This window comes from Bacillus litorisediminis, from assembly GCF_022808645.1.
GTDB classification, from domain to species: Bacteria; Bacillota; Bacilli; order Bacillales; family JC228; genus Bacillus_BF; species Bacillus_BF litorisediminis.
In genome coordinates, this window is the sequence record NZ_JAKZKT010000008.1 from 14,230 (window position 1) to 27,181 (window position 12,952).

At 39.7% G+C, this 12,952-nt stretch carries 11 protein-coding genes and 1 riboswitch; of the genes, 9 read left to right on the forward strand and 2 right to left on the reverse strand.

The genetic code is table 11. The features are described 5' to 3' along the window. The first annotated feature begins 3 nt into the window (after window positions 1-3). Window positions 4-408 carry a DUF350 domain-containing protein gene (locus MLE14_RS05795; RefSeq protein WP_243297405.1) on the forward strand — a complete coding sequence of 135 codons (405 nt, stop codon included), beginning with the start codon at window positions 4-6 and terminating at the stop codon, window positions 406-408. Window positions 409-549: 141 nt separating this feature from the next. On the opposite strand, the gene MLE14_RS05800 is transcribed toward MLE14_RS05795, so the two are convergent. Further along, entirely contained in the window at window positions 550-2,118 is a 1,569-nt protein-coding gene (locus MLE14_RS05800; RefSeq protein WP_243297406.1) for a SpoIID/LytB domain-containing protein, read from the reverse strand. A gap of 310 nt (window positions 2,119-2,428) precedes the next feature. Here MLE14_RS05800 and MLE14_RS05805 point away from each other — a divergent pair, with 310 nt between their 5' ends. The 6 genes from MLE14_RS05805 (at window position 2,429) to trxA (ending at window position 8,131) form a co-directional block, all read left to right on the forward strand. Then, window positions 2,429-4,126 (forward strand): long-chain-fatty-acid--CoA ligase, encoded by a 1,698-nt coding sequence (locus tag MLE14_RS05805; RefSeq protein WP_243297407.1) that lies wholly within the window; start codon window positions 2,429-2,431, stop codon window positions 4,124-4,126. Between the two features lie 182 nt (window positions 4,127-4,308). Beyond that, complete coding sequence (locus MLE14_RS05810; protein ID WP_243297408.1) at window positions 4,309-4,896, forward strand: TetR/AcrR family transcriptional regulator; 588 nt, start codon at window positions 4,309-4,311, stop codon at window positions 4,894-4,896. Between the two features lie 43 nt (window positions 4,897-4,939). Continuing rightward, window positions 4,940-5,713 carry an enoyl-CoA hydratase gene (locus tag MLE14_RS05815; protein WP_243297409.1) on the forward strand — a complete coding sequence of 258 codons (774 nt, stop codon included), beginning with the start codon at window positions 4,940-4,942 and terminating at the stop codon, window positions 5,711-5,713. Window positions 5,714-5,789: 76 nt separating this feature from the next. Next, a complete protein-coding gene (locus tag MLE14_RS05820) occupies window positions 5,790-6,563 on the forward strand; it encodes an electron transfer flavoprotein subunit beta/FixA family protein (RefSeq protein ID WP_243297410.1) in 774 nt (257 codons plus the stop codon). Window positions 6,564-6,592: 29 nt separating this feature from the next. Next, window positions 6,593-7,570 carry an electron transfer flavoprotein subunit alpha/FixB family protein gene (locus MLE14_RS05825; RefSeq protein ID WP_243297411.1) on the forward strand — a complete coding sequence of 326 codons (978 nt, stop codon included), beginning with the start codon at window positions 6,593-6,595 and terminating at the stop codon, window positions 7,568-7,570. A gap of 246 nt (window positions 7,571-7,816) precedes the next feature. Next, window positions 7,817-8,131 carry a thioredoxin gene (trxA, locus tag MLE14_RS05830; protein WP_243297412.1) on the forward strand — a complete coding sequence of 105 codons (315 nt, stop codon included), beginning with the start codon at window positions 7,817-7,819 and terminating at the stop codon, window positions 8,129-8,131. 244 nt (window positions 8,132-8,375) lie between these two features. Here trxA and MLE14_RS05835 read toward each other — a convergent pair whose 3' ends face one another. Then, window positions 8,376-9,311 (reverse strand): M15 family metallopeptidase, encoded by a 936-nt coding sequence (locus MLE14_RS05835; protein ID WP_243297413.1) that lies wholly within the window; start codon window positions 9,309-9,311, stop codon window positions 8,376-8,378. 161 nt (window positions 9,312-9,472) lie between these two features. On the opposite strand from MLE14_RS05835, the gene uvrC reads away from it, so the two are divergent. Then, window positions 9,473-11,248: an excinuclease ABC subunit UvrC gene (gene uvrC / locus MLE14_RS05840; RefSeq protein ID WP_243297414.1), complete on the forward strand. Its 1,776-nt coding sequence runs from the start codon at window positions 9,473-9,475 to the stop codon at window positions 11,246-11,248. Window positions 11,249-11,310: 62 nt separating this feature from the next. Then, window positions 11,311-11,488, forward strand: a riboswitch (Lysine riboswitch). Between the two features lie 210 nt (window positions 11,489-11,698). Further along, window positions 11,699-12,934 carry an aspartate kinase gene (locus tag MLE14_RS05845; RefSeq protein ID WP_243297415.1) on the forward strand — a complete coding sequence of 412 codons (1,236 nt, stop codon included), beginning with the start codon at window positions 11,699-11,701 and terminating at the stop codon, window positions 12,932-12,934. Window positions 12,935-12,952: the final 18 nt, after the last annotated feature.

Sequence of the window (12,952 nt, forward strand, 5' to 3'; positions counted from 1 at the left end):
AAAATGAATGATTTTTGGGAAAATAGCCTGGTTCAAACAGCAGCGTATTTTAGTGTTGTAGTACTCTGTATGATCGTCTTTTTGACTATTTTTGAATTGGTAACCAAATATAATAATTGGGAGCAAATTAAAAAAGGGAATATGGCTGTTGCTTTTGCAACCGGGGGGAAAATATTTGGGATTGCCAATGTGTTTCGCCATTCCATCCAACAGCATGATACACTGTTTAATATGATTGGCTGGGGAGTTTATGGATTCCTGCTATTATTAATCGCTTATTTTATCTTTGAATTTTTAACACCAAAATTTAAAATTGATGAAGAGATTGAAAATAATAATAAAGCGGTCGGCTTTATTTCGATGGTGATCTCCGTTGGCTTGTCATACGTAATAGGGGCAGGAATATAAGGGAGGCTATAGCTTGTTAGAGAAATTAGCAAAAATATTGTTTGCCGTATGTGCAGTATTTTTAATCGTCGGTATTATTTATTTAGTTATAAACGGATAACATGGAAGGGAGCCAGAAAGGCTCCCTTTTTATAGTTTCTCTTAGTATCGGGTTTCAAGATCAATTCCCTGATAATAATGTTTCAAAATTTCTTCATATAAATGTCCTTTTTCAGCCATTCCTACAGCACCAGTTTGGGATAGGCCAACACCGTGTCCCCATCCGCCGCCATATGCTTTAAATCCAATCAATTGTTTTGTGCTATTATCCATCAATGGCTCAATAAAGAAAAGTGTACTTCTTAACGAAGTTTGTGCACCGCTATCTAAGAAATATTTTAGAGCCGTACGGATTCTGTCCTTATACTCATAGAATGTTCCATTCTCTGTAACGAATTCAATTTCTAATACCCGGCCAGAATTAGAACGCTCTGTTACATTGATTTCATAAACTTCTCCAACATCTCTGTTGTAGTAAGTACTTAATACCGTACTGATTTCTTCTGGAGTCCATTCAACAGTCCAGCGATGGTAGCGGGACCAATCAGATTCATACGCGCCATTTCCTGCGTTTTTAAGTGAAGTCGGATTACTATGATTCTTAAATACTTCTAAAGTTGGCACGTGTTCGAAGGCTTCACCGCGATTGGCATCTGGTACACCGCGAAGATATGGGACAGGGTCTGTGTTCCAGACATCTTCATTATTAGCTGTATATCCGCCTGTTGTAGAGCTATAAACAGCTGTAATTAATTCTCCTTCATAGGTAGCTACAACACCTCTTGTTTCTTGAACCGCCTGTGTAGAAATTGGGTGTTCACTGTCATACCCGCCATATACTTGGTCAGAAGTAGTTGGAAGCAAATCATATCCGTCACTGCTGCGTTTTCCCATGTTGGAAAGAGCATATGTACGGGCTGCAACTGCTTGTGATTTTTGGGCTTCCAATTCACCATATGGAACCGGAGGAAGCTCTAATGGCACAACTCCATATAGGTATTGCTCAATTGGAAGTTCATTAATACCCGCTAGAGTTCCGCTACTATTAAATCCTACTTCACCGATACCGCGGTATTGCTTACCGTTGATTTTAACAAGACTGTCAGAAGATGTGATGACAACTGGATTGGATGTTGTCACTTCCTGTTCACCTTTCGATAGTTTAAGGGACGATTCTCCTTCAATAATTGTGATGATTCTCCAGAAGGCATCACTAGCGGCAAGTCCCTTCGCTATTACTTCATTTTTAAAAGCATTTCGTACAGTGAATGATGCATCGGCAGGGAATTCCCCGATTAAAAGACGCCACCCATTATTATAAGGCTCAACATACGTTGGGTAGCCAAATGATTCTGCCCGGCTTAGCCAATCCTGCACATAGGCATTGCTTGTTGAAAATGCAACCTGCAGACGATAATTTGTCCTAATATTAGATGTTGAAGTTAAATCAACTCTCACTTGTTCGCTGCTGCCAGTTAAAAGCACATCACCAGTATCCTTATCTTTTATCTCAAAGCTTCCGTTACTTCCGATTTGAAGTGTTTCAGCAGCGGGAACGACTCCAATGCGGATAATCGGCTCTTCCGGTTCATTTGCAAAGATGCTTCCCTGCGTGAATAAAACGCTTACAAGTGACACGGCAAGAAAAACCTTAAAAATCTTTTTAATCATTTTTTACCACCTTCCTTTTAAAGAAATAAAAGAAATGGAATGAATCCATTATTCAAAGAAATTCAAGGAGTTAAGTAAAAACCCTTTTCTCCTCTAGCAAGAAACTACAAAATTCGAAAAAATTGGTAAAATATACATAGATAAAAATTGTCGATTTTAATAAAATCAGGACCATTTACCCAGGTGAATATGATCAGGAAATTAAGAGTTGGCTACACATGAAATTCGTTGTATGGTGTAGGTATGTATACTATAATGAATAAAGAACAGTTAGAATGTTCTTACAATTATTAAAGGAGGGTTGTTTTACATGACGCATAGACCTTGGTTAAATGAATACCCAAGCGAAATTCCACAGAGTTTAGAGTATGGTACAAAACCACTGCAAACTTACCTCAAAGATACCGCAACATCTATGCCTGATCAGGTCGCCATTCGTTTTATGGGAAAAACAATGACTTATCAGGAGCTTTATGTATCCTCTTTGAAGCTAGCAAACTATTTGCGTGACTTAGGCATTAAAAAAGGAGACCGGGTTGCAATTATGCTGCCAAATTGTCCTCAAAATGTGATTGCCTTTTATGGAATTTTAATGGCAGGAGGTATCGTTGTCCAAACCAATCCTTTATATACGGAACGCGAACTAGCGTATCAACTAAAGGATTCTGGTGCAAAAGCTATTATAACGATGGACATTTTATTTCCGCGCGTAAAAAAGGTTCAAAATGAAACAGAAGTTGAACATATATTTGTAACCGCTATCAAGGATTATTTGCCATTTCCCAAAAATTTGATTTATCCATTCATTCAAAAGAAACAGTACGGCATTGTTGTAAAAGTAGAACACGAACACAATCATCATCTTCTTACATTTATTTTAGACAATGGGAAAACAACGGAAATTGATGAAGAGATTAATATTGAAGAAGATTTAGCTCTGCTCCAATACACTGGCGGAACGACAGGGTTTCCAAAAGGTGTCATGCTGACGCACAAAAACTTGATTGCCAATACAATTATGTCCAGTGCCTGGATGTATAAGTGTAAAAAAGGAAAAGAAACTGTTCTGGCCATCCTTCCGCTTTTCCATGTATATGGGTTAACAGCAGTGATGCTTTTATCCGTTATGGACGGGCAAACAATGGTTCTTCTCCCTAAGTTTGATGCAACCACAACTTTAAAAGCCATTGAAAAAGAAAGACCGACTCTTTTCCCTGGTGCACCAACCATTTATATCGGTTTACTCAATCATTCTGATATAAAGAAATATGATATGTCTTCAATTGATGCATGTATTAGCGGATCCGCTCCTCTGCCTGTAGAAGTTCAAACGAAATTTGAAGAAGTGACTGGCGGAAGATTAGTTGAAGGGTACGGCTTAACAGAGGCCTCTCCAGTTACACACGCTAATTTTTTATGGGACAAAGAAAGGAAAAAAGGAAGTATAGGCGTACCATGGCCAGATACGGATGCCGCCATTCTCTCACTTGAAACAGGAGAACCCTTACCTCCAAATGAAATTGGCGAAATTGCTGTAAAAGGTCCTCAGGTCATGAAGGGATATTGGAACCGTCCTGAAGAGACGGAACATGTATTTAAGGATGGCTGGCTGTTGACGGGTGATATGGGTTATATGGACGAAAATGGTTATTTCTATGTCGTGGATCGCAAAAAGGATATGATTATTGCCGGAGGATTCAATATATACCCTCGTGAAATTGAAGAGGTCCTCTATGAGCATGAGGCCATTCAGGAAGTGGTTGTAGCAGGAGTGCCTGACCCCTACCGCGGTGAAACCGTAAAGGCTTATGTTGTATTAAAAGAAGGGAAGTATGTAACCGAGCAGGATTTAGACCAATTTGCCCGTAAAGCACTGGCCGCTTATAAGGTCCCTAGAATCTATGAATTTAGGTCTGAATTGCCGAAAACAGCAGTAGGAAAAATATTAAGAAGGGCACTAATTGACGAGGAAAAGAGTAAGGCAGCAGATGAGAAAAAGAATGCGTAGAATTTTGTTTTTCTCTTTTTTTGTCCTGATTTTGGACAAGATTAGAATCAGCCGATTCTTCTTGACACTCATATGAATAGTGTATACTATAAAATTATGAATGATTGTTCATTCATTATACAGCAATTAAAGAATATTAAGTTTTACCTGCTTAGTATTTCTAACAAGGTAGTGGTCTATACATGAAGAAAAACAAGCCAAAATTTAAACAAATTATTGATGCTGCGGTGGTGGTGATCGCAGAAAACGGCTATCACCAGGCACAAGTCTCTAAAATCGCGAAACAGGCAGGTGTCGCGGATGGGACTATTTATCTTTATTTTAAGAATAAGGAAGATATTTTAATCTCCCTTTTTCAAGAAAAAATGGGCTCTTTTGTTGAAAGGCTGGATGAATTAATCAGTGATGAAGCATCAGCAGCCGGAAAGTTAAAGGTTTTAATTGAAAACCATTTTTTAATGCTTTCAGAAGATCCGCAATTAGCAATTGTAACTCAGCTAGAGCTTAGGCAATCAAATAAAGAGCTCCGCAAAAAAATTAATGAAGTGCTAAAAGGATATTTACAGCTTGTTGATCGTATTTTATCACAAGGGGTAGAGACGGGTGAATTTAAAAAGGATTTGGATATCCGATTAGCCCGGCAAATGATATTTGGAACCCTCGATGAAACGGTAACAAACTGGGTAATGAAGGATCAGAAGTACAATTTGCCTGAGCTTGCACCAAGGGTACATGAACTTTTATATTTAGGATGTAAAGGAGAAAAATAGGTCACTATTTTTCTCCCTTTGAACTAAGAAAGGGGGAACAGATATGAGCTTGATACATCGGGAAAGGGACGGCCATATTGTAACCGCTGCCATTCAGCGTCCGCCAGCTAACGCTCTTTCATCAGATTTAATTGGTGAGGTTTCCAGTTTGTTAGATGAAATGGAGCAGGATGACTCCGTTCGGGTGATTGTATTAAAAGGGGAAGGCAGATTCTTTTCCGCAGGTGCAGATATTAAGGAATTTACTTCAATCCCTAACGGTGAGGAATTTAGCAAATTAGCCAAACGTGGCCAAGATGTGTTTGACAGAATTGAGAATTTTCCTAAGCCCGTAATTGCAGCCATTCATGGCGCAGCTTTAGGCGGGGGACTTGAACTGGCAATGGCATGTCATATTCGATTTGTTGCCGAAAATGCCAAACTCGGTTTACCTGAGCTGCAATTAGGTCTGATTCCTGGGTTTAGCGGCACACAACGTTTACCTAAACTTGTCGGAGAAGCAAAAGCGCTTGAGATGCTTTTGACAAGTGAGTCGATTTCAGGAATTGAGGCTGTTAAATGCGGACTGGCGAATCGGGCATTCTCTGAAGAAGAACTTTTTTTAGAAACTATGAAACTTGCAAAAAAAGTCGCAGAAAAAAGTCCTATTACAGTAAAAGCCGTTTTATCATTAATGGCCTATACCCGTAATAGTCAGCTTGCTGAAGGGTCCAACCGTGAAGCAGGCTATTTTGGAACAGTCTTTGAATCAGAAGATGCTAAGGAAGGCATTCAAGCCTTTTTAGAAAAAAGGAAACCAGAATTTAAAGGAAAATAACAAATGGTATCGAATTGTATAAGTTAATGCATGTTTTTAACAATGACTATCTTTTTTGGATTGGGAGGGTTCAGGCTTGAACATATACGTACTATTAAAACGAACGTTTGATACAGAAGAGAAAATCACCTTATCCAATGGAAAAATTCAAGAGGATGGTGCTGAATTTATCATTAATCCTTATGATGAATACGCAGTAGAAGAAGCGATTCAGGTGAGAGATCAGCACGGTGGTGAAGTAACTGTTATTACAGTTGGAAGTGAAGATGCTGCGGAACAGCTTCGCAAGGCATTAGCCATGGGGGCAGACAAAGCGGTATTGATAAATACAGAAGACGAATTAGAAGCATCTGATCAATTTACAACAGCTAAAATTCTCGCCGAATATCTCCAGGATAAAAATCCTGATCTTATTCTCGCAGGGAATGTGGCTATCGATGGAGGAAGCGGACAAGTCGGACCAAGAGTTGCAGAAATACTTGGAATCCCTTCCGTAACAACGATTACGAATTTAGAAATTGAAAGTAATGTTGCGAAAATTACACGGGATGTGGAAGGGGATTCAGAGGTTATTGAAGTGAACCTGCCGCTGCTTGTGACTGCACAGCAGGGATTAAATGAACCTCGATATCCTTCATTGCCAGGAATTATGAAGGCGAAGAAAAAACCTTTAGAAGAGCTAGAATTGGATGATCTGGATTTAGAAGAAGATGATGTAGCCCCGAAAACAAAAACGATTGAAATTTTCTTACCTCCTAAAAAGGAAGCAGGAAAAATTTTGGAGGGTGAGCTTGAGGATCAAGTTAGAGAACTAGTTCAGCTTCTTAGAACAGAAGCGAAAGTCATTTAGTTAAAAGAACAACAAGGGAGGGTCAAATCATGGCAAAAAAAGTATTGGTACTTGGGGAAGTAAAAGATGGTACTCTGAGAAATGTTTCGTTTGAAGCGATTGCTGCTGCTAAAACGATTGCAGGAGGAGGAGAAGTTGTCGGAGTTTTACTTGGTTCCGCTGTAAGCGCTTTAGGAAATGAGTTGATTCAATATGGGGCTGACCGGGTAGTTGCAGTGGAACACGAAAAGCTTGCATCGTATACTTCAGACGGCTTTAGTCAGGCATTTATGGCTGTTTATGAGCAAGAAAAGCCAGAGGGGATTGTATTTGGCCACACGGCTTTAGGAAAAGACCTTTCACCGCGAATCGCCGGCAAACTCCAAAATGGGCTAATCTCTGACGTAACTGCAATCGAAGAAGCTGGGGGCAATCTGTTATTTACGCGGCCAATTTATTCAGGAAAAGCATTTGAGAAAAAGATTATCACAGAAGGAATCATATTTGTTACGATTCGTCCAAACAATATCAATGCACTGGCCATAGATGAATCCAGATCAGGGGAAGTTAGCACCTTAGCAGTGGATATCAAGGATTTAAGAACGATTGTAAAAGAAGTAGTGCGAAAAGCAACTGAGGGTGTAGATCTTTCCGAAGCAAAAGTGATTATTGCCGGAGGACGCGGCGTTAAGAGTAAAGAGGGATTTGAGCCATTAAAAGAATTGGCTAAAGTTTTAGGCGGAGCAGTCGGTGCTTCTCGCGGAGCCTGCGATGCAGATTATTGTGATTATTCGCTGCAAATCGGGCAAACCGGTAAAGTGGTCACCCCAGATTTGTATATCGCCTGCGGAATTTCTGGAGCGATTCAGCACTTAGCCGGAATGTCTAACTCAAAAGTAATCGTCGCTATTAATAAAGACCCTGAGGCAAATATTTTTAAAGTTGCTGACTATGGAATAGTCGGTGATCTCTTTGAAGTAGTTCCGTTATTGACTGAAGAATTCAAGAAGCTAAAAATTCATGCATAAATGAAATAGAAGGCTCTTACGGGAGCTTTCTTTTTATTTGATAATACAATTCACTCGACTAAATTGGAAACATCTACTATCATGTTAGGTAGAACAGCTTTTAATCAAACTGTTCAGCGTTTGTATATCAGCATATCGTTAGGGGAATCTATGAGTGATGTCCAAAAGCAGATTGTTCGCTTTCCCATTACTAACATGATATACTTCCTTTACAAATACGCTTCTTTACAATAGGAGGAATGGAAGATGGCAATTTCACATGTAACTGATCAAGACTTCAAGCAACAAACAGCTGAAGGTGTTGTTTTAGCTGATTTCTGGGCACCATGGTGCGGACCATGTAAAATGATCGCTCCTGTATTAGAAGAACTAGATTCTGAAATGGGCGATAAAGTAAAAATTGTCAAGCTTGATGTGGATGAGAATCAAGAAACAGCTGGCGCTTTCGGTGTCATGAGTATCCCAACTTTAATTGTCTTCAAAGATGGTGAAGTTGTAGATAAAGTTGTCGGTTACCAGCCAAAAGAAGCTTTGCAAGAATTATTAAGCAAACACGTATAAAGCACTCATTAGCTGGCTGCCGGGTAATCCGGCAGCTTTTTGCTATTTTGAAAAAGATTTACGTGAGTGAGGACAAAGAGAGGGGAAAAACAAGAGAACAGTTCTTGACAATGACGAATATACAATAATGGCTAATAGATATCGGATAGTAAGTAACGAAAAAGACCGGTACCCCTATCATAGGCCCGGCCTCAATCACAAATATCCATAATCAATATCAATTTTTCAAAAAACCAATTCTTTCCTATACCCCTTGTTTCTGCTTAAAATATTCTTCTAAAGTAAGCTTATTTTCAAAGATTTCTGCTGCCATTTCGGTTCCGACATAGCGGAAATGCCAAGGTTCATATTGATAGCCGGTAATGCTTTCTTTTCCAAGCGGGTAACGAAGAATAAATCCGAATTTGTGTGCGTTATTCGCAAGCCATTTTCCCTCAGGCTTATTCCCAAATTCTTCAGTAAGAATATAGTTTACACTTGCGGCTGTAATATCCATGGCCAGCCCAGTTTGATGTTCACTTGTGCCAGGATAGGCAACAGCCATGCTAGCTTTCTCATACCCGACTTGCTTTACTTCATTTTCAAATAATACATTTTGAGTTTCATAGGATCTATAGCCAGATGCGGCTAAAAGAGTGATTCCTTCCTTTTTAGCTTGAGCAAACAGACTTTCAAGAGCACGTGCCGCTTCTTCCCGTAACAGTGCTTTTTCTAACTGTTGATTTCCAAAGACAAAAGCGACGTTCGGTCTCACTAAATCGGCTGGCCTGTAACTATCTGGCAGTTTAAAAGACTTATTAACCATAACGGTAATAGCGGTTGGATTAGCCACTGTCGGAATTGAAGGCTCCTGATTTTCTGGTTCCGGATTATTTTTTTCCGGTTCAGCTGGAGGTGTTACAGTCTCTGGTTTTTCCTCCGTTACCTCTTCGCCTTTTGGATTCCCATTTTCATTGGCTGGATTTTTATCTGCATTTTCTTCAGTCGGTGGCTGATTCTCTTGATCCTGATTATTATTTTCCGGATTCTCTTCCACTTCGGGCTCTTTTGTGCCTTCGGTGTTTTCAGTCGGCGGTTCAACCTCCTGATCAGCTGGTGATTTTTCAGATGCTTCTTGCCCTAATATTCCGCATCCGCTGATAATAAAACAGATACATAGGATGGTCCACTTGTTTTTCATTGCTGTTCCCCTTTTTACTATTTTCCTAGTTCAGTTATAAGACGATTTTTATATGAAAAAGTTACAAACCGAATGTACTGCTACAAAAAAAACTCTATTATCGTAAATCCGTTAAAGTTGATGTAAAATAAAGGGCAGTAAGTTGAAAAAGGGTGAAGACTATGACTTCATTACAAATCCAGCATAAATTATCACTTTTACCTGCACAGCCAGGCTGCTATTTAATGAAAGACCGTCAAGGGACGGTTATTTATGTTGGAAAAGCTAAACTTTTAAAAAATAGAGTTCGATCTTATTTTACCGGATCTCACGACGGAAAAACACAACGACTTGTAAGTGAGATTGAGGATTTTGAATATATCGTTACATCATCTAATATCGAAGCACTTCTTTTAGAGCTGAACTTAATTAAAAAATATAATCCCAAATATAATGTAATGCTTAGGGATGACAAAAGCTATCCTTTTATCAAGCTAACCGCAGAACGTCATCCGCGCCTTATTACAACACGTAAAGTCAAAAAAGATAAAGGCAAGTACTTTGGCCCGTATCCTAATGTATCGGCAGCCAATGAGACGAAACGATTGCTCGACAGACTGTATCCGCTCCGCAAGTGCTCCACTCTTCCCGACCGGGTTTGCCTTTACTATCATTTAGGCCAATGCCTCGCACCATGTGTCAATGAGGTTAGTCAGCAAACCTATAAAGAAATGACAGAGGAGATTACAAAATTCCTTAATGGCGGTTATAAGGACATTAAAAAGGAGCTAGAGGCAAAAATGCTTGAGGCTTCTGAAAATCTGGATTTTGAGAGAGCCAAGGAATTCAGAGATCAAATTGTTCACATTGAAACTACGATGGAAAAGCAAAAAATCACATCGACTGACTTTACTGACCGGGATGTATTTGGTTATGCCGTAGACAAAGGCTGGATGTGTGTGCAGGTCTTTTTCGTCCGTCAGGGAAAATTAATCGAAAGAGATGTTTCCATGTTTCCGATTTATGATGAACCTGAAGAAGAAATTCTAACCTTTCTTGGACAATTTTATGAAAAAGAAAACCATTTTAAGCCTAAAGAGGTTTTGCTTCCTCCTGAATTAGACGCGGATTTAGCAAGGCAGCTGCTTGAAGTCAAAGTGGTTCAGCCTCAAAAAGGCCAGAAAAAAGAATTGGTTCAGCTTGCAGTCAAAAATGCATCCATCGCTTTAAAAGAAAAGTTTGCACTCATCGAAAAAAACGAAGAAAGAACCGTTAAGGCAGTTGAAAATTTAGGAAAAGTCATGAACATATATACGCCACATCGAATTGAGGCCTTCGATAACTCCAATATTCAAGGTGCGAATCCTGTATCGGCAATGGTTGTTTTTATTGACGGTCGCCCGGAGAAAAGAGAATATCGCAAATACAAGATTAAAACAGTTGAAGGACCGGATGATTATAATACAATGCGGGAAGTCGTAAGGCGACGTTATACTCGCGTATTAAAAGAGGAACTGCCTTTACCTGACCTGATCATTATAGATGGCGGAAAGGGGCAAATTGAGGCAGCAAAGGATGTCCTTGAAAACGAATTAAATCTTTCTATACCTGTGGCTGGACTCTCGAAGGACGAGAAGCATAAAACATCTCAGCTATTATTTGGAAATCCGTTGCAAAGAGTAGAGCTCCCCCATAATTCACAGGAATTTTATTTGCTTCAGCGGATTCAGGATGAGGTTCACCGGTTTGCCATTACGTTCCACCGAGAGCAAAGGGGAAAACACGCCTTTCACTCTGCATTGGATGATATTCCGGGTATAGGCGAAAAACGAAAAAAAATGCTGCTAAAACATTTTGGTTCAATTAAAAAAATTGGGGAAGCTACAATAGAGGAGCTACATCAAATTGGAATCCCGATCCAAGTGGCAGAGGCTGTTTTAGAAAAATTAAAACAATAGGTTGTTGCTCGCATTCTTCTGTGGTAGAATGAGATGCAAAGATTAATACTTTTATCCATTAAAGTGATGATAGAGGTGCGAATTTCAAAAGTAAAAACGCCGGAGAGGGATGAGCCTCTGTGATGGGTTTTGAAAGGGACGTTCGCCGAAGTGGGAAATGGCTCATATCGTTTCTCGCTGGTTCTGTGTTGAATAAATACAGGACTGTCAAGATCAGGATCTTGGAGTGCTATCTCACATTGTGTGTGGTTTTACATGGCTTAAATCCCGGACAATGAGAGAATCCTCATTGTCTTTTTTTATTTTTAAAGATGGGAGACTTAAGCTGTTATTATGAATTGTAAAGTCATCTCATGTGTTATGTGATAGTTGGACCTAAAGCTTTCAAAATGGACCGCCTCTACCGTCAGCTTTAAGTAATGAACACCTAAAAGAAAGGGAGATCAGTCAGTGGGACTAATTGTTCAAAAATTTGGTGGAACATCGGTTGCAACAACAGAAAGGATTCGCAATGTAGGACAACGTGTATTGGAAGAGGTGAACGAGGGTCATCAGGTAGTAGTAGTCGTTTCAGCTATGGGGAAAACCACTGACCAACTCGTGAGCTTAGCAAACGAATTATCCGCCTATCCTTCTAAGAGGGAAATGGATATGCTACTTTCGACAGGAGAACAGGTAACCATTTCCTTGCTGTCGATTGCACTGCAGGAAATGGGACATCACGCTGTCTCTTTAACAGGCTGGCAGGCTGGGATTCAAACTGAAAAAGTTTTTTCGAATGCACGCATTACGGATATTGATCCTTCGAAAATACAAAATCTCCTAAATCAAAATAATATCGTCATTGTTGCTGGTTTCCAAGGAGTTTCGAGTGAAGGTGAAATTACAACTCTTGGCAGGGGTGGCTCCGATACAACCGCAGTCGCATTGGCTGCTGCATTAGGGGCAGACCGCTGTGATATTTATACAGACGTTAAGGGAGTATATACTTCCGATCCAAGATATGTGAAAGATGCTCGTAAATTGGATTGTATTTCCTATGAAGAAATGCTCGAGCTGGCCCATTTGGGTGCAGGTGTATTACATCCGAGAGCAGTAGAGTTTGCTAAAAACTACCAAATTCGGTTAGAGGTCCGATCAAGCATGGACCCTGAAAGAGGCACAATCATAGAGGAGGAAGCTCAAATGGAGAATGGTCTAGTCGTACGGGGAGTTGCATTTGAAAAGAATGTAACAAGAATGACACTCTTTGGTTTGGATAATTCTTATGCTACTTTATCCAAGGTATTTAGAAGCTTAGCGGAAAATCATATTAACGTTGATATTATTATTCAGGCTAATACGGGGGAAAAGAAAAGCAGTTTGTCCTTTACGATTCATGATGAGGATGTTCAGGATACTTTGTCAGTATTAGATAGATATAGAAGTGAAATAGGATTTGATAAAGTGGAATCAGAAACAGGATTGGCGAAAGTATCGATTGTAGGGGCTGGTATGATCTCTAATCCGGGAGTAGCTGCCCAAATGTTTGAAGTAATTGAGGGCATTGATGCAACAATCAAGATGGTCAGTACTTCAGAAATAAAGGTGTCAGCTGTTATTGAACAAGAAAAAATGCTAGAAGCAGCAAATGCTCTGCATACTGCATTTAAATTAAGTGAAATCGAAGCGGCCCCTGTCAAATAATAAATGAGGAGAGGCCTG

Excerpts from the sequence above, each read along its gene's own strand:
- MLE14_RS05805 (WP_243297407.1), top strand. The coding sequence starts at position 2,429 with ATGACGCATAGACCTTGGTTAAATGAATACCCAAGCGAAATTCCACAG.
- uvrC (WP_243297414.1), top strand. The coding sequence starts at position 9,473 with ATGACTTCATTACAAATCCAGCATAAATTATCACTTTTACCTGCACAG.
- MLE14_RS05795 (WP_243297405.1), top strand. The coding sequence starts at position 4 with ATGAATGATTTTTGGGAAAATAGCCTGGTTCAAACAGCAGCGTATTTT.
- MLE14_RS05825 (WP_243297411.1), top strand. The coding sequence starts at position 6,593 with ATGGCAAAAAAAGTATTGGTACTTGGGGAAGTAAAAGATGGTACTCTG.
- MLE14_RS05815 (WP_243297409.1), top strand. The coding sequence starts at position 4,940 with ATGAGCTTGATACATCGGGAAAGGGACGGCCATATTGTAACCGCTGCC.
- MLE14_RS05800 (WP_243297406.1), bottom strand. The coding sequence starts at position 2,118 with ATGATTAAAAAGATTTTTAAGGTTTTTCTTGCCGTGTCACTTGTAAGC.
- MLE14_RS05810 (WP_243297408.1), top strand. The coding sequence starts at position 4,309 with ATGAAGAAAAACAAGCCAAAATTTAAACAAATTATTGATGCTGCGGTG.
- trxA (WP_243297412.1), top strand. The coding sequence starts at position 7,817 with ATGGCAATTTCACATGTAACTGATCAAGACTTCAAGCAACAAACAGCT.
- MLE14_RS05835 (WP_243297413.1), bottom strand. The coding sequence starts at position 9,311 with ATGAAAAACAAGTGGACCATCCTATGTATCTGTTTTATTATCAGCGGA.